General features: G+C 70.3%; 12 protein-coding genes. 3 read left to right on the plus strand and 9 right to left on the minus strand.

Annotation, left to right across the window (positions count from 1 at the left end):
* Nucleotides 1–20 precede the first annotated feature (20 nt).
* The gene (locus tag ABD767_RS02490; RefSeq protein ID WP_103045734.1) at nucleotides 21–581 is read right to left on the minus strand and encodes a YaeQ family protein; all 561 of its coding nucleotides are present in this window, start codon (nucleotides 579–581) and stop codon (nucleotides 21–23) included.
* Nucleotides 581–1960, minus strand: coding sequence for an adenylosuccinate lyase (gene purB, locus ABD767_RS02495; RefSeq protein ID WP_344868043.1), 1380 nt, complete (start codon nucleotides 1958–1960; stop codon nucleotides 581–583). The genes ABD767_RS02490 and purB overlap by 1 nt, the downstream gene beginning before the upstream one ends.
* A gap of 83 nt (nucleotides 1961–2043) precedes the next feature.
* Here purB and ABD767_RS02500 point away from each other — a divergent pair, with 83 nt between their 5' ends.
* Entirely contained in the window at nucleotides 2044–2664 is a 621-nt protein-coding gene (locus ABD767_RS02500; RefSeq protein ID WP_103045736.1) for a glutathione S-transferase C-terminal domain-containing protein, read from the plus strand.
* Between the two features lie 423 nt (nucleotides 2665–3087).
* Here ABD767_RS02500 and ABD767_RS02505 read toward each other — a convergent pair whose 3' ends face one another.
* Genes ABD767_RS02505 through ABD767_RS02515 form a run of 3 tightly spaced genes read right to left on the minus strand, consistent with a single transcriptional unit; the run spans nucleotide 3088 to nucleotide 8410 of the window.
* Nucleotides 3088–4206, minus strand: coding sequence for an HD domain-containing phosphohydrolase (locus tag ABD767_RS02505; protein WP_103044054.1), 1119 nt, complete (start codon nucleotides 4204–4206; stop codon nucleotides 3088–3090).
* Entirely contained in the window at nucleotides 4203–7295 is a 3093-nt protein-coding gene (locus tag ABD767_RS02510) for an efflux RND transporter permease subunit (RefSeq protein WP_344868161.1), read from the minus strand. The genes ABD767_RS02505 and ABD767_RS02510 overlap by 4 nt, the downstream gene beginning before the upstream one ends.
* Nucleotides 7296–7297: 2 nt before the next feature.
* On the minus strand, nucleotides 7298–8410 hold the full coding sequence (locus tag ABD767_RS02515; RefSeq protein WP_344868046.1) for an efflux RND transporter periplasmic adaptor subunit: 1113 nt from the start codon (nucleotides 8408–8410) through the stop codon (nucleotides 7298–7300).
* A 217-nt stretch (nucleotides 8411–8627) separates the two neighbouring features.
* On the opposite strand from ABD767_RS02515, the gene ABD767_RS02520 reads away from it, so the two are divergent.
* Together ABD767_RS02520 and ABD767_RS02525 are read left to right on the plus strand one after the other, a co-directional pair.
* The gene (locus ABD767_RS02520; protein WP_344868048.1) at nucleotides 8628–9275 is read left to right on the plus strand and encodes a plasmid pRiA4b ORF-3 family protein; all 648 of its coding nucleotides are present in this window, start codon (nucleotides 8628–8630) and stop codon (nucleotides 9273–9275) included.
* Nucleotides 9272–9520, plus strand: a complete 249-nt coding sequence (locus tag ABD767_RS02525; protein WP_103044050.1) for a hypothetical protein — start codon at nucleotides 9272–9274, stop codon at nucleotides 9518–9520. The genes ABD767_RS02520 and ABD767_RS02525 overlap by 4 nt, the downstream gene beginning before the upstream one ends.
* 110 nt (nucleotides 9521–9630) lie before the next feature.
* On the opposite strand, the gene ABD767_RS02530 is transcribed toward ABD767_RS02525, so the two are convergent.
* From ABD767_RS02530 to glnE, 4 genes are all read right to left on the minus strand, one after another.
* Nucleotides 9631–10923 carry a ferritin family protein gene (locus ABD767_RS02530; protein ID WP_103044049.1) on the minus strand — a complete coding sequence of 431 codons (1293 nt, stop codon included), beginning with the start codon at nucleotides 10921–10923 and terminating at the stop codon, nucleotides 9631–9633.
* The gene (locus tag ABD767_RS02535; protein WP_103044048.1) at nucleotides 10880–11746 is read right to left on the minus strand and encodes a PhnD/SsuA/transferrin family substrate-binding protein; all 867 of its coding nucleotides are present in this window, start codon (nucleotides 11744–11746) and stop codon (nucleotides 10880–10882) included. The genes ABD767_RS02530 and ABD767_RS02535 overlap by 44 nt, the downstream gene beginning before the upstream one ends.
* 13 nt (nucleotides 11747–11759) lie before the next feature.
* Nucleotides 11760–12881, minus strand: coding sequence for an acyl-CoA dehydrogenase family protein (locus ABD767_RS02540; RefSeq protein WP_103044047.1), 1122 nt, complete (start codon nucleotides 12879–12881; stop codon nucleotides 11760–11762).
* Nucleotides 12882–13193: 312 nt separating this feature from the next.
* Nucleotides 13194–15935 (minus strand): bifunctional [glutamate--ammonia ligase]-adenylyl-L-tyrosine phosphorylase/[glutamate--ammonia-ligase] adenylyltransferase, encoded by a 2742-nt coding sequence (gene glnE / locus ABD767_RS02545; protein WP_103044046.1) that lies wholly within the window; start codon nucleotides 15933–15935, stop codon nucleotides 13194–13196.
* Between the last annotated feature and the right edge of the window lie 90 nt (nucleotides 15936–16025).

Genomic DNA, 16025 nt, shown 5'->3' on the forward strand with positions numbered 1-16025 from the left:
CACCGCGCTCCACCTCCGCGCTATTTCCAGCACAGCGGCTCCAGGTCGATGCTGGCGCGGTCGCTGCTCAGCGTGATCGCGCCATCCTGAATCGTCGCCTGCAGCTGCATGCTGCGCTCGGCCAGCTGCGCCAGTGCCTGCACGCCCGCGTAGGGCAGGCGCCACACCTGCAGCCTGTCCAGGCGCGTGAGCTTGGCCTCGATGCCCTTCCACCACACCTCGGCCGCATGGCCAAAGGCGTAGACCAGCACCTGGTCGGCGCGCGCGCAGGCCTTGGCCAGCGGCTTGTCGTCGGGCTGGCCCACTTCGATCCACAAGCGCCGCGCGCCGGTAAAGTCGGTCAGCAGCACATCGGGGTCGTCCGGGTCGGACAGGCCGGCGCCAAACCCGAGCGTGCCGTCGCCGCGGCACAAGTCCTGCAGCTGGTGCGCCTGCAGCGCCAGCGCCACCAGGCGCGCCAGCATGCGCTCGTCGGTCTCGCTGGGGTGGCGCGCCAGAGTCAGCGCGTGGTCGGCGTAGTAGCCGTGGTCGATGTCGGCGATCGACAGATGCGCCTTGAAGATCGTGGACTTGAGCGCCATTACACCCGGCGCGCCAGCTCGGCCGCCTTGCCCACGTAGCTGGCCGGCGTCATCGCCAGCAACCGCTGTTTGTCGGCGGCGGGAATCTCCAGGCTTTCGATCAGCGCGTGCAGGTCGGCGGCCAGCACGCTCTTGCCACGCGTGACCTCCTTGAGCTTTTCATAGGCACCGGCCACGCCATAGCGGCGCATCACTGTCTGGATGGGCTCGGCCAGCACCTCCCAGGCGGCGTCCAGGTCGACGGCCAGGCGCTCCTCGTTCAATTCCAGCTTGTTCAGACCGGTCATCAGCGAGCTGTAGGCCAACGCCGCATAACCCAGCGCCACGCCGATGTTGCGCAGCACCGTGGAGTCGGTCAGGTCGCGCTGCCAGCGGCTGATCGGCAGCTTCTCGGACAGGTGGCGCAGCAGCGCGTTGGCCAGGCCCAGGTTGCCCTCGGCGTTCTCGAAGTCGATCGGGTTGACCTTGTGCGGCATGGTCGACGAGCCGATTTCACCTTCTTTCAGCTTTTGCTTGAAGTAACCCAAACTGACGTAACCCCACACGTCGCGCGCCAGGTCGATCAGGATGGTGTTGGCGCGCGCCAGCGCGTCAAAGAACTCGGCCATGTAGTCGTGTGGCTCGATCTGGATCGAGTAGGGCTGAAAACCCAGGCCCAGGCCTTGCGGCTCGGCGCTTTCCACCACGCGGCGGGCAAACGCTTCCCAGTCGAAGTCGGGCCAGGCGGCCAGGTGGGCGTTGTAGTTGCCCACGGCGCCGTTCATCTTGCCGCGCATCGTCACGCCGGCGATTTTCTCCAGCGTCCCCTCCAGGCGCACGACGACGTTGGCCAGCTCCTTGCCCACGGTCGTCGGGCTGGCCGTCTGGCCGTGGGTGCGGCTGAGCATGGGCGTGGCCGCGTACTGGTGCGCCATGGCGCGCAGCTTGTCGATGATGGCCTGCAGCCCCGGCACGATGGCTGCGTCGCGCCCGCTGCGCATCTGCAGCGCATGGCTGGTGTTGTTGATGTCCTCGCTGGTGCAGGCAAAGTGCACGAACTCGGCGGCCTTCTGCAGCTCGGGGCGGCCGTCGAACCTGGACTTGATCCAGTACTCGACCGCCTTCACGTCGTGGTTGGTGGTCTTCTCGATGTCCTTGATCGCCTGGGCGTCGGCCTCGGAAAATTGCGCCACCAGGCCGTGCAAGTAAGTACGCGCTTCTGCGGACAGCGGCGAAAATTCAGCAAAACCAGCGTCCGACAACGCGATGAACCAGGTGATTTCGACCTGCACGCGGCGGTGCATGTAGCCGTATTCGCTCATCAGGGGGCGCAGGGCGGACAGCTTGGCGGCGTAGCGGCCGTCCAGCGGAGAGAGGGCGGTGAGGGCAGACAGTTGCATGGGGCCCGATTGTAGGATCCCTGCAACGGCCACCCCGCAGGCCGTCGATAGAATCGTTTTTCCACCACTGACCGCCTGCCGCCATGAAACTCATCGGATCACTCACCAGCCCCTATGTGCGCAAAGTGCGCGTGGTGCTGGCCGAGAAAAAACTGGACTACCGCCTGCAGGTGGACGACGTCTGGTCCAAGGCATCCGAAGTCGGCGCCGCCAACCCGCTGGGCAAGGTGCCCTGCCTGGTGCTCGAAGGCGGCGATGCGGTCTACGACTCGCGCGTCATCGTCGAGCACCTGGACCAGCTCTCGCCGCTGGGGCGGCTGATTCCGCCGCCGGGGCGCGAGCGTCTGCAGGTCAAGACCTGGGAAGCGCTGGCCGACGGCCTGCTGGACGCGGCCGTGCTGGCGCGGCAGGAGGCCACCTGGCCCGGTCGCAGCGACGCGCAGCGCTGTCCCGCCTGGATCGAGCGCCAGCTGGGCAAGGTGAGCGCCGGCCTGAAAGCAATGGAGACCGACCTGGGCGACAAGCCTTTTTGCTGTGGCAACCACCTGAGCCTGGCCGATATCGCCGTCGGCTGCGCGCTGGCCTGGCTGGAGTTCCGCTTTCCCGACCTCGCATGGCGCGCCGACCACCCGCAGCTGGCGCGCCTGCTCGACAAGCTGGCCCAGCGCCCGAGCTTCGTCGACACCCAGCCGCCGCAAGGCTGATTCGCCCGACCTCCCGATCCCAAAACGCCACGGCGCGCCAATTCTTGCAGAGCTGGCGCGCCGTGGTGGGAATAAAAGGGTTGCGAAGCGCCCTGAAACGAAACAAGAGAGGGAGGGAGGAGAAGCGCCCCAGGGAGGTCACTCGGCACATGAGTGCCGAAGAGGCTTCGCAACGTCAAAACTCTGCGCTGCACCGGCGGCTTTCTACCCGCTACCCGTGGTGAGCGCCAAGGGTGGAGTCCCCAGTCTGAGGGGAAGTTCCGGGCGGCTTGTAAAAAATCTTTGCCCGTGCCTGAGTCCATTTCTATATCGATCGAGTACGCGAAGGTGAAGCGCAGACAGTGCTGTAGCACGACAAGCGAAGCCGACAAAGTAATCGGTTGATATGGAAATGGAATGAGTCCGCGGCATGCCCGCAGTCAGTCAGGCCACCAGGCCGAGCAGCTCATGCAGCGGCAACTGCACGCGCAGGCTGTGGCAGGGCACGCACACTGCCACCTTGAAGGCGCTGTGCGCCGCGTCGCGCAGCAGCGGCGCGTCGCAGGGCAGGCCCTGGCGGTCGACCAGCACGGCCACGCGCGGCGTCGTCGGCGTCGGGCCGCGGCGCAGCACCACGCCCACTTCCTGGCTGATCAGGCGCACGCAAGCGCCCGGCGGGTAACGCCCCAGCGTCTTGACCAGCGCCGCGCCCGCCTCCTCGACCTGGCCGTTCTCGTCGTAGTAGCTGCCCTGCATGGCCGCACTCATGTTCATCGGGCTGCGCGTGGCGCGCGGCGCAATGCGCGCGCCGAACTGGTCGGCGCGCTGGATCAGCCGCGCCATCTGCAGCGCCGGCGCCAGCGCGTGCAGCTGCCCGGGCACGCGCTGGTGGTGGTTGGCCACCGCCTCCAGCCAGTCGGCGTCGTGCACGCCCATCTGGCGCAGCAGCTGCACCGACTGCTCGGGGTGGGCGTTGATCGCCTGGATCTGCTCGCGCTTGAGCGGCGCGCTCTGCAGCGCCAGTCGATCCTGCAGCGCAGTCACGCTCAGATTCATCGTCAGCGCGGCGCGCGCCAGCGTGGCCACGCGCGGCGCGTCCCAGCGCAGCGTCTCGCGCGCCACCAGCGTGGTGACGGCCACGACCAGCAGCGCCCGCGTGGCGCTGTGCTGGCGCAGCTCGCGCGCGCTCAGCTGCACCAGCGCCAACAGCGCGGCGTCGGGTGCGCGCCGGCATTGCTCCAGCACATGGTCGGCCAGCGCACCGAGCTGGCGCGCAAGCTGCGCGCTGGGCTCGGCCAGCAGCAGGTGCGCGGTGTACTGGTGCAGCGCGGGCCAGTCGGTGGGCGGCGCCCCCAGCGCCACCAGGTGGGCGCGATAGGCATCGCCGCAGGTGTCGGTGTCGACGAACAGGCCAGCGCCGCGCTCGGCCAGTTGCTGCAGCTGGGCGTGGTCGCGCACCTGCTGGCCGCGCGCCAGCAACTCGCCGCCCTGCGCGCCGCGCAGCACGAAGGGCAGGGGGGTTTGCAGGGCCAGAGTGTCGGCGTTCAGGGCAACAAGATTCATGGGGCAGTGCGGTGGTGGCCAGGGTCTGCTGCGCGCTGCCGGCCCGCCAGCAGACGGCGCAGCGCGTGCTCCAGATCGTCAATGTAAGTGAACACGGTCGGCACGACCAGTAGGCTCAATACCGTGGACGTGATCAGCCCGCCGATCACCGCGACCGCCATCGGCGAGCGAAAGCTCATGTCGGCGCCGCCCAGCGCCAGCGCGATCGGCGTCATGCCCGCGCCCATGGCCAGCGTCGTCATGATGATGGGGCGCGCGCGCTTGTGGCAGGCGTCCAGCAGCGCGTCCAGGCGCGACATGCCGCGCTCGCGCCGCGCCATGATCGCGTACTCGACCAGCAGGATGGAGTTCTTGGTCGCAATGCCCATCAGCATGATCAGCCCGATCAGCGACGGCATCGAAAAGCTCTGCTGCGCCGCCAGCAGCGCGACGAACGCGCCGCCCAGCGACAGCGGCAGCGCCGCCAGAATGGTGGCCGGCTGCAGCAAGTCCTTGAACAGCAGCACCAGCACGATGTAGATGCACACCACGCCGGTGATCATCGCCAGGCCGAAGCTGGAGAACAGCTCGCCCATCATCTCGGCGTCGCCCACGTCGACCAGCTGCACGCTGGCGGGCAGCTGCCGCACCGCGGGCAGCGCGCGCACCGCGTCCTTGACCTCGCCCAGGCCACGCGCGCCCAGCTCGATCTCGAAATTGACGTTGCGCGAGCGGTCGTAGCGGCGGATCACCGCCGGCCCGCCCGCCAGCTCCAGCTGCGCCACCTCGGACAGGCGCACCGCGCCGCGGCTGCCCGGCACCTGCAGCTGGGCCAGCTGATCCAAGTCTTCGCGCGCCGCGTCGGCCAGGCGCACCACGATGGGCACCTGGCGTTGCGGCAGGTTGAGCTTGGCCAGGTACTGCTCATAGTCGCCCACGGTCGCCACGCGCAGCGTATCGGCCATGGCGGCGGCGCTCACGCCCAGCTCGGCGGCGCGCACGAAGTCCGGGCGCACCACGATCTCCGGGCGCACCAGACTGGCCGTGGAGCTGACCCCGCCAATGCCGCCAATCGTGCGCAGCCCGCGCTCGACGGCCTGGGCGCTGGCGGCCAGCGCCTGCGGATCTTCGCTGGCCAGCGCCAGAATGTATTTGTCGTTGGAGCCACCCAGCCCCACTTTCACGCGCACGCCGGGCAGGTCGGCCATGGCCACGCGCAGTGCTTGCTCTATGGCCTGCTTGCGCGGGCGCTCGCCGCGCGGGTCCAGGCGCAGCGTCAGCGTGGCGATGCGCGGATCCTGGCTGGAGACGTTGGCACGAATGTCCGCGCCCGCGCTACCCCCGCCAATCGTCGTGTAGATGGTCTGCACATGGCCCACCTGCCGCACCCGCGCCAGCGCCTGCTGCACCAGCACCTGCGTCTGCGCCAGCTTGGTGCCCGGCGCCAGCTCCAGCGTCACCTGCGTCTGCGCGTTGTCGTCGGCCGGGATGAAACCCGAGGGCAGCAGCGGAATCAGCGCCAGCGAGCCGACGAAAAACAGCGTGGCCGCAGCCAGCGTGGCCCAGCGGTGGCGCAAACACCAGCTGCTGGCGCGCATGTAGGCGGCCAGCCAGCCGGGCTCGCGGTGCGCGCCCACCAAAGGCCTGAGCAGGTAGGCGCACATCATCGGCGTGAGCAGGCGCGCCACCAGCAGCGAGGCAAACACCGCCAGCGACGCGGTCCAGCCGAACTGTTTGAAGAAGCGCCCGGCAATGCCGCTCATGAAGGCCGTCGGCAGAAACACCGCGATCAGCGAGAAGGTGGTGGCCACCACCGCCAGGCCAATCTCGTCGGCCGCCTCCATCGCCGCCTGATAAGGGCTCTTGCCCTGGCCCAGGTGGCGCACGATGTTCTCGACCTCGACGATGGCGTCGTCCACCAGAATGCCCACGACCAGCGACAGCGCCAGCAGCGTGATGATGTTAATCGTGAAGCCCAGCAAATGCATGCCGATGAAGGCCGGAATCACCGACAGTGGCAGCGCCACTGCCGAGATGATGGTCGCGCGCCAGTCGCGCAGGAAGAACCACACGACGACTACCGCCAGCAGCGCACCCTCGTAGAGCAGGCGCATCGAGCTGTCGTACTCGTCCTGCGCGATCTCGACGAAGTCCACCGTCTTCTCCAGCTGCAGGTGCGGCAGTTCCTGCTGCAGCTGCGCCAGCACGCGCTGCACGCCCGCGCCCACCTCGATCTCGCTGGCGCCACGCGAGCGCGAGACCTCGAAACCCACCACATGCCGCTCGCCCAGCAGCGCCGCGCTGCGCGGCTCGGCCACCGTGTCGCTCACCTGCGCCAGCGCATCAAGCCGCGCATGGCGCCCGCCAGGCAGCGCAATGGCCAGCGCCGCCACCTCCTGCGCGGTGCGCACCGTGGCCAGCGTGCGCACCGGCTGCTCGGCGCCGGCCAGCTCGGCGCGCCCGCCCGCGCTCTCCAGCTGCACGCGCGCCAGCTGGCGCGACACCTCGGCCGCGGTCACGCCCAGCGCCTGCAGGCGTACCGGATCCAGCGCCACGCGCACCTCGCGCGTCACGCCGCCCACGCGCGCCACGCCACCCACGCCCGGCACCGCCAGCAGGCGGCGCGTGAGCTGGTCGTCGACGAACCACGACAGCGCCTCCTCGTCCCAGCGGCTGGAGTCGATCGCATACGCCAGGATGGGCTGGGCGCTCAGCTCCACCTTGGTGATCACCGGGTCGTGCAGATCGGCCGGCAGGTCGCTGCGCACCTGCGCAACGGCCGAGCGCACGTCGTCCAGCGCCTCCTGCACCGGCTTTTCCAGCCGGTACTCGGCCGCCACCGTCGCAATGCCGTCGACCAGCGTGGTCGACAAATGCTTGAGCCCCTGCGTCGTCGCGATCGAGTTCTCGATCTTGCGCGCCACGTCCGCCTCCAGCTGGCCGGGCGAGGCGCCGGGCAACACCGCGTTGACCACGACGATGGGCAGATCCATGTCCGGAAAATTCTGCACTTTCATCGTGTGGAAGGCGTAGCCGCCGCCCAGCGTCAGCATGACGAACAGCATCGCCGCGGCAATCGGATTGCGGATCGCCCAGGCGGATACGTTCATGTTCATGGCTGCACCTCCTGCGCCGCAGCCACCACCCGCACCCGGTCGCCGTCATTCAAGAATGCGCCGCCCTGCTGCACCACGCGTTCGTCGGGTTGCAGGCCGTCCACCACCTCGACCCAGTCGCCCCCGCGGCTGGCGGTGCGCACCCGGCGCAGCGCCACGCCGTCGCCGCCCTGCAGCACGAAGACCGCGGTAAAGCCGTCGCGCACCACCAGCGCCGCCAGCGGCACCGTCAGCGCCGCGTGCTCGCCCAGCAGCAACTCGCCGCTCAGATACTGGCCGGCGCGCAGCTGCGCGTGCCGCGGCAGATCCACATAGACCAGCGCGTTGCGCGTGGCGGCGTCCACCGTCGGCGCCAGCATGCGCACCGTGCCGGCCACCGCCTCGCCGCCGGGCAGCTGCAGGCGTGCGCCGCCGCCCGGCGCCAGCCGCGCCAGGTCGGCCGCGTTCACCTCGGCGCGCCACTCAAGGCGAGAGCGCAGCACCATGCGAAACAGCTCGGTGCCCGTGCCCACCACCGCGCCCACCGTGGCACTGCGCGCAGAAATCACACCCGCATCCGGCGCCAGCACCCGCGTGTGGCCCAGGCGCAGCTGCTGCGCCTGCAACTGCGCGCGCGCCACCTGCACCTGCGCCTGCGCGGTCTGCCCCGCCGTCGCGTACTGGGCAATCTGCTGCGCGCTCATCGCACCCGTGCCCGCCAGCGCCTGGGCACGCTCGGCGTTGGCGCGGGCCTCGGCCTCGGCCGCGCGCGCCTGCGCCAGCGCCGCCTGGGCCTGGGCCACGTCGGCCTGAACCGTATCCTGGGCCAGCGTGGCCAGCACCTGGCCGGCGCGCACCACGTCACCCACGTTCACATTCACCTGCTCCAGCCGCAAGCCCTGCACCTGCGCGCCAATGCTGGCCTCCTGCCACGCTGCCACATTGCCGCTGGCCGCAATCGCCGAGGCCACGGTGCGCTGCACCGGCGGCGCAACAGTCACCGTCAGCGCCGGGTGCACCGCGTCCTGCGCTTTTTCCTGGGTCTTCTCCTGCGCAGCGCTTGCGCTCCAGCCGCCGGCCCAATGGCTCCAGCCAGCGGCGGCGGCCAGCGCCAGGACGAGCAGCGTCACGGACAGAGCAGGGCGACGGCGCATGCAAGACTCCACAAAAAACAAAAGCCCGTATTGTGCGCAGTTGCGCATCACGCCCCTGTCACCTACCGCAGCTGCCTGCCAGGCGCGGCGACAATCGGGCGCAGCGCCACGGCCAGCCATATTCCGACAACAGCCGCCTGCTGACGCTGGATACGCAGCACACCCAGGCCCGACCCTCTGCCATACAAGCCCCATGCACCTGACCACCGATACCGCCACCCCTCAGGCCTATCTGCTGCGCGTGACGCTGCGCGACATCGATCCGCCCGTCTGGCGCGAGCTGTGGGTGGATGCTGGCATCACGCTGCGCCAGCTGCACGCCACGCTGCAGGCGGCCATGGGATGGAAAAATTGCCACCTGCACGGCTTTGCACTGCCGGACAAACTGCCGCAGTTGCCGCGCTACTGGCGCGTGCCGGCGCTGATGCGCTTCGAGCCTGAGCCGCTGCGCGAGGAAAGCCCGCCGGACGAGCGCGCCAGCGACGACGCGCGCACCCGGCTGCGCCAGGTCATGCGCAAGGCGGGCGACCAACTGCTGTACCTGTACGACTTTGGCGACAGCTGGGAGCATGTGCTGACGCTGCAGCAGGTGGCGCCCGCCAGCGGGCCGCTGCCGCGCCTGGCCGGCGCCGCACTGATGTGCCCGCCCGAGGACTGCGGCGGCGTGCCCGGCCTGGTGCACTGGATGGACGCCTGGGACGACCCCGGCCACCCCGAGCACGATGATGCCCGCGCCCTGATGCGGCGCCTGGGCCGCAAGAACGACCCGATGGAGCTGACCCCAAGCCGCCTGGCCACGCTGCGCAAACGCATTGCGTTGCTGCGCCCGCCGCCGCAGTGAGCGCCATGGCCGGCCTGCCCGCCAGCGCCCGGCGCCTGCAGCCCGACGATGGCGCGGTGCCCCCGCCGGTGCGCACCGCGGCACTGGCGCACTGGCAGCCCGGCGCCAGCCTGTGGCGCTGCCCCGAGCCCGAGCAGGCGCGCGACCTGTGGGCCGCCTATGGCTGCGGCCAGCGCGCAGGCAGCGTGCAGTGGCAGCTGCGCGGCGCGCGCGGCGAGCTGCTGCAGGTGTTCTGGCAGGAGTGAGCCGCGCAGGGCGGTTTTGGGAAATATGGGTGGGGTGCGCCAGCCCACCTCGGCACCACATGCCGGCCGCCCCCATCCCAACCTTCCCCCAAAGGGGGAAGGAGAAAACACTACATGAAATTGCGCGTATGCAGCGCCGCCAGGTGCTCGGCCTCGTCGCGTGCAAAGCCCAGGCGCAGCAGGCGGGTGAAGCGCCCGTCTGCCATGTCGCGCACCAGTTGCTGCACGCGCTCGAAGCCCCGGTGTACCGCGCCGGGCTCCAGGCTGCCGGCGGCGATCAGGATGAGCGCGTCAAACACCTCCTCGTTCAGCCCCGAGGTGCCGGCCAGGCTGTCGTGGCGCTGCTCCACGGCCTGGGCCAGGCGCTGGCGCAGCGCGGGTTCCGCCTGCAGGCGGTGCAGCAGGTGCGACATGCCCAGCGCGACGTGACGCGCCTCGTCGCGCGCGGCCAGTTTGCAGATCTGGCGGGTCAGCGGGTCGGGCGCGTGCGCGGCCAGGAACTGCAGCAGGTTGACGAAAGTACCCTCGCCCAGCACCGACAGCAGAAAGCCGGCGACGGAAAAGTCGGGTTCGTCCAGCAGGCTCTTGAGCGAAGCCTGGCCGCCGGCGGTGGACAGCGCCGGCTCGCCGCCGCCGTGGCGGATGCGGCGGGTGAAGACGTCGATGTGGCGCGCCTCGTCGGCCACCTGTATGGCCAGCGCGGCCTGCAGCTCGCGGTAGTGCGGGTGGATCTGGCCGAGAAAGCGCGCCGGCACCAGCAGCGCGGCGTTCTCGTTCTCGACCATGTAGGTCATGACCTGGACGATGGCGGCCTCGACCTCGGGCGGATGGGTGAGCTGCACGCTCCAGTCCAGCGCGACGTCCGGATCCCACTGCGCGGCGACGGCCTGGGCGTAGAGGTCGGCGGCATTGTCGGCCCAGATGTCCTGCTTGCGGTCGAAGCGAAAGACAAACGCGGGGGCGCCCGCCTCCACGCGCGCGCCGCGCGCGGCCAGGCCCCAGGCGGGGCTGGCCTGCTCCTGCACCGCGCCGGGCGCGTGCGGGTCGGCGTGGCCGGTGTGCGCGGCGTCGCGCCAGCGGCCGGCGTCGGCGTTGCCGCGGGTGATGAGCGCAGCGCGGCCTTCCTCCTCTCCCCTTTGGGGAGAGGTCGGGTGAGGGGCTTGCGCGCTGCCCTCACCCCCGCCCTCTCCCAGGGAGAGAGGAAACCAGGTCAATGCATGGCCCTGGGCGCGGCACCAGCCGGCCAGCTGCGCCTGCCAGCCGGGCGCGCAGCCGGTCACGCACAGCGCCGTGCCCACGGGCAGGGCTGCCAGCGCGTGCTTGACCAGCAGGTGGGCGCCGGCGTCAAAGCCCAGCGCTTCAATATCGATAGTCGCTGGCGATGATGTTTCCGTGCTCGTCATAAAAACCTTGTTCGGTGGCGGCGCGCTCCAGCAGCGCAAAGCCGTTGCTGCGGCCCGCGCGCCATTGGCGCAGGCCTTCGAGTTCGAGCAGCGGGCGCACCTGGGCGTCGTTCCAGTCCATGGCCAGCAGCAGTTCGCCAAAGCGGCGCGTGGCGTCGGCATCGACGCCCGGGCTCACGGTCATGGTGCAGTGGTCGTACAGGCCGGTGGTGGCCAGCACGCGGGTGCCGCCGGCGGGCAGCAGCCCTTCCTTGGCAAAGGCGTGGTAGTTGCCGGCAATCATCCAGCTGGCGGCCACCTCGCCTGCCAGCAGGGCGGCGGCGGCGTCGCGCTCGCCGCCAATGTGGTCGCCGTGCTTGCCGCCCAGCACGTCGAAGCGCCGCACGGCGTAGTCCTTGCCGGGCGTGAGGCCCCCCTGGTGCTGCAGGTGGTCCAGCGGGATCAACGTCGCCTGGGGCGAGTCGATGGCGCCAAAGCCGACGGTCTGGCCCTTGAGGCCGGCCAGGGCCTGCACCGGGCTGTCGGCCTTGACCACCAGCACCGACTGCAAGTCCTGGTCGGTGTCGCGCATGACCAGCGACTGCACGGCCTGGCCGCGCGCGCGGGCCATTCGGTCGGCGCGCACCCAGGCCAGGGGCGAGTTCCAGGCAAAGGCGACGTCGCCCTTGAACTGCGCCTCGACCTGGGTTTCGTAGTTGGAGTACAGGATGTAGTCCATCGCAAAGCCGCGCTCGCCCAGGTAGGTCTTGAAGCCTTCCCAGATGGTGACGACCTTGGGCGCGTAGGCGACGGCGCCAAGGATGAAGGGTTGGGGTTGTGCCATTGGTTGAATCCTTTCAGTCTTGTTGCGCTGCGGCATCGCACAGCGCGGCGCCGATGAAGTCGTAGAGCACGTCCGAGGTGGGCGCCATGATCGACGCGGCCCGCGCGTCGCGGAACAGCCGCTCGATGCCGACGTCCTTGCGGAACGCCGCGCCGCCGCAGATGCGCATTGCGGTGTCGGTCACCTCCAGCGCGGCCTCGGCGGCGCTGGCCTTGACCTGCAGCACGCGCAACACGGTGTCGGCGCGGCCGGCGGCCATGGCGGCCAGCGTGTCGTCGCGCAGCACGCGGGCCTGGTCGGCGCGGATTTTTGCGCGCGCCAGGTAGGCGCGCACCGTGGGCAGGTCGGAGATGCTGCCGCCGCTCTCGGCAAAGCGGTTCTTGCTGATGTGGGCGGTGGCACGCGCAAGCGCGCCGTCCATCATGCCTATGGAGCACGAGGCGATCAGCGTGGCGAACACCGGCATCTCATCGTTGTTCATCAGCGTGGCGCCGTCGCCGTCCGCGCCCAGCAGGCAGCCGGGCGCAATGCGCACGCCCTCGGCCTTGACCGGGGCCGAGGCGTTGCCGCGCAGGCCCATGCCGTCGAACGGCGCGGTGCGCGCCAGGCCCGGCAGGCGGCTGTCGACCACCCAGAGGCTGGACGCGCCTTCACCCTGCGTGGGGCGCGACGACCAGACGTAGGAGTCGGCTTCGACGGCCGAGGTGACCATGCTCTTGAAGCCGTCCAGCACCACCGCGTCGCCTTCGCGCCGCGCCGTGCCCACCGGCGCCCAGAAGTGGCTGCGCGAGCCGATCTCGGACCAGGCAAGCGTGGTGACGTGGCGGCCCGCGGCAATCGCGCGGCGCAGCTCCTGCTGGCCGTATTTCTCGATCAGCGCGGTGCCGGCGTAGTGCATGGTCAGCACCATGGCGGTCGACGGGCAGTCCTGGGCGATGCGCTGCACGACCTGGGCCGCCTCGGCCAGGCCCAGGCCCATGCCGCCAACCTCGCGGGCGCTGGTCAGGCCCAGCAGGCCGGCCGCGCCCAGCGCGTCGAGCGCGGCGCGCGGAAAGCGCGCCTCGCGGTCGGTGGCCTCGGCGGCGGGGGCAATGGTGTCGCGCACGATGGGCGCAAGAGATGCAAGAAAGGACATACGGTCTTTCCGTGAAGGAACGGCATTGATTGGCACATAGAGTTCCATGAAGCCGTGCGCGTTGCGGCGACCGCGCTGGCAGAAACCATGGCCCGTGCCGCAAAAGCATGCCGATGGCCCAGCGCGGCGTCGGTGCAGACCTGCAACTGCGACGCATGGAGGGTATGCGGGCCTGCAGCCCGCGCAGCGGGAGAGGCCACGGCCATTATGGCAACGCGCGCAGTCGCTTGCAGGCGGATGGCCGCCGGGTTTTACCCACCCCTCGCGTCCCAGGGTACTGAAGAAATCTCATGCAGGGCAGCCCGGCTACGTTTACGCGCCAAAAACCGCCCGCCACAGGGCGCGCACCGCCGCCTGCTCGCCCGCCAGCTCCTCCTGCGGCATGCGCGTGGGCTCTTCGTTCAGGCGCGCGCGGTGCTGTACGTGGCGCAGGCTGCGGTAGGCGCTGGCGGCCGCTTCGCCCACGCCCAGGGGCAGCAGGCCGGCGGCCTCGGCGCGTTGCAGCAGCGCGATGTTGCCCTTGTTGTCCTGCAGCGCGGGGTGTTCGCTGCTGTGCAGCAGCACCAGGTATTGCACCGCAAATTCCACGTCGACCATGCCGCCGTGGCTGTGCTTGACGTCGAACTGCCCGGCCGGCACCGGGTGGGCCTGGTGCAGGCGATCACGCATGGCGATGATCTCGGCGGCGAGCAGCGCCGCGTCGCGCGGCGCGGTGATGACGGCCTGGCGCACCGCGTCGAAGCGCGCATTCAACGCATCACTGCCGAGCACGAAGCGCGCGCGCGTCATGGCCTGGTGCTCCCAGGTCCAGGCGGTGTTGCTGCCGCGCTGGCGCTGGTAGTCCTCGTAGGCATCAAAGCTGGTGACCAGCAGGCCGGAGCTGCCGTTGGGGCGCAGCGCGGTGTCGATCTCGAACAAATCGCCCTCGCCGGTCTTGGCGGTGAGCCAGTTGATGAGCTTGCGCACGAAGGCGGCGTAGACCTCGGGGGCGCGCTCGTCGTCGTCGTCGAAGACGAAGACGATGTCCAGGTCGCTGCCGTAGCCCAGCTCCTTGCCGCCGAGCTTGCCGTAGCCGATGACGGCCAGCTGCGCGTCCTCGCGGTGGCGCTTCTTCAGCCGGCTCCAGCACCACTGGCTGGTCACGCGCAGCACGCTGTCGGCCAGCAGCGACAGGTCGTCGGCCACCTGCTCGACGCTGATGCGCCCTTCGGTGTCGCGCGCCAGCGTGCGAAACACCTCGGCGTGGTGGGCGCGGCGCAGCAGGTCGAGCAGGTTTTCGTCGTCGTCCTCGCCGGTGGACGCCAGCGCCTGCAGGCGCAGCGCCAGCTCGTGCTCGAAGGCGGCGGCGTCGAAGCGCTCGGCCAGCAGCGCGCCGCTGGCCAGCTCGTCGATCACGCCCGGATGCTGGTGCAGGTAGCGCGCGGGCCAGCGCGCCGCACCCAGGATGTCCAGCAGGTGGCGGTGCGCCAGCGGGCGCTCCAGCAGCAGCGCCAGGTAGCTTTCGCGACGCAGCAGGGTGTCGAGCCAGTCGATCAGGCGCAGCGCCGCCACTTCGCTGGCCTGGCCCTGTGCCAGCCACTGGCCGGTGCGCTCCACGATGCGCAAGAGCCGCCCGCGCGCCTGCTCGCGCAGCTGCTGCACGCGGGGGTTGCCGCGCCAAGCGGCCACGCGCTCGGCCACGGCGGGGGGCAGCTCGGCCAGCAGCGCGTCGAAGTCGGGCGCGGACGTGCTGTCGCCGTTGCCGTTCTTGCGACAGCCCTTGCCGCTGCACTTGCCCGGCTCGGGCCCGCCCAGCAGGGTGTCGAACTCCTGCGCGACGATTTCGCGATGGTGGTCGAGCTCGCGCAGCAAGTCGCAGCTGCTCAGGCCCAGCGTGGCGGCCATCCAGGCCAGGTCGTCGTCGCGCGTGGGCAGCACGTGGGTCTGCTGGTCGTCCAGGTACTGGATGCGGTGCTCGACGCGGCGCAAAAAGGTGTAGGCGTCGCCCAGCTGCTGCGCCTTGTCCTGCTCCATCAGGCCGGCGCGCGCCAGGCGCTGCAGCGCCTCCAGCGTGGGGCGGCAGCGCAGCTCGGGGAATTGCCCGCCGCGCACCACCTGCAGCAGCTGCACGGTGAATTCGATCTCGCGGATGCCGCCGCGCGAGAGCTTGACGTCGTTGCCGCTGCCCGGGCGCCCGGCGCTTCTGCGCATCGCGTGCTCGCGGATCTGGCGGTGCAGCACGCGCAGCGCCTCGAACACGTTGTAGTCCAGGTAGCGGCGAAACACGAAGGGCAGCACCACAGAGCGCAGCGCCTGCACCTCGCTGGAGGCGACGCTTGCCCGCGGCGCGACGACGCGGCTCTTGAGCCAGGCAAAGCGCTCCCACTCGCGACCCTGCGACTGCAGGTAGTCCTCCAGCGCGGCCAGCGACAGCGCCGGCGGGCCGCTGTTGCCGTGCGGGCGCAGCGCCAGGTCCATGCGAAAGACGAAGCCGTGCTCGGTGGTCTCGCCGATCAGCGCGTGCAGCGCGCGGGCCGCGCGGGCGAAGTATTCGTGGTTGGACAGCCGCCCGCGCCCACTGGCCAGGCCGGTGGTCTCACCATCACTGGCGTAGACGTAGATCAGGTCGATGTCGCTGGAGACGTTGAGCTCGCGCGCGCCCAGCTTGCCCATGCCGACGATCCACAGCGCCACCGGCTGGCCCTGCGCGTCCTGCGGCGCGCCGTGGTGGGCGTCGAGTTCTGCGCGCACCTGGGCGCAGGCGCGGTCGAGCGCCAACTCGGCCAGCGCGGTCATTGCGCCGGTCACCGCCGCAAGCGGCGCGCCCTGGTCGCAGTCCAGCTCGATCAGCCGCGCCAGCACCAGCTGGCGCAGTATGCGCAGCGCGCCGCCCAGGTCATGGCCGCCGGCCTGCAGCGCGTCGACGGCGGCGGCCATGCGCTCGCGCGTGGGCTCGCCCGGCGCCAGCAGCTGCCACTGCGCGCCATAGCGGCGCTGCAGCCGCTGGTACAGGCGGCTTTGGCTGGAGGGGGCGGGCAGGGTGGGTGCATCACCCGCGGATTGGGAACAAACCATGGAAGCTCGAAACTATCTCGAAACCGTCAGTGAATCGCCGTGGCGCGCGCCACCGGCCACAACCCGCCGGCCAGCGGCTGCGCTGCAGCC

Source organism: Comamonas faecalis (assembly GCF_039538025.1).
Taxonomy (GTDB): Bacteria; Pseudomonadota; Gammaproteobacteria; order Burkholderiales; family Burkholderiaceae_C; genus Comamonas_C; species Comamonas_C faecalis.

Bases quoted from the DNA above. Each gene is read 5' to 3' on its own strand.
- ABD767_RS02490 (WP_103045734.1), bottom strand. From the start codon at position 581: ATGGCGCTCAAGTCCACGATCTTCAAGGCGCATCTGTCGATCGCCGAC.
- purB (WP_344868043.1), bottom strand. From the start codon at position 1,960: ATGCAACTGTCTGCCCTCACCGCCCTCTCTCCGCTGGACGGCCGCTAC.
- ABD767_RS02500 (WP_103045736.1), top strand. From the start codon at position 2,044: ATGAAACTCATCGGATCACTCACCAGCCCCTATGTGCGCAAAGTGCGC.
- ABD767_RS02505 (WP_103044054.1), bottom strand. From the start codon at position 4,206: ATGAATCTTGTTGCCCTGAACGCCGACACTCTGGCCCTGCAAACCCCC.
- ABD767_RS02510 (WP_344868161.1), bottom strand. From the start codon at position 7,295: ATGAACGTATCCGCCTGGGCGATCCGCAATCCGATTGCCGCGGCGATG.
- ABD767_RS02520 (WP_344868048.1), top strand. From the start codon at position 8,628: ATGCACCTGACCACCGATACCGCCACCCCTCAGGCCTATCTGCTGCGC.
- ABD767_RS02530 (WP_103044049.1), bottom strand. From the start codon at position 10,923: ATGACGAGCACGGAAACATCATCGCCAGCGACTATCGATATTGAAGCG.
- ABD767_RS02535 (WP_103044048.1), bottom strand. From the start codon at position 11,746: ATGGCACAACCCCAACCCTTCATCCTTGGCGCCGTCGCCTACGCGCCC.
- ABD767_RS02540 (WP_103044047.1), bottom strand. From the start codon at position 12,881: ATGTCCTTTCTTGCATCTCTTGCGCCCATCGTGCGCGACACCATTGCC.
- glnE (WP_103044046.1), bottom strand. From the start codon at position 15,935: ATGGTTTGTTCCCAATCCGCGGGTGATGCACCCACCCTGCCCGCCCCC.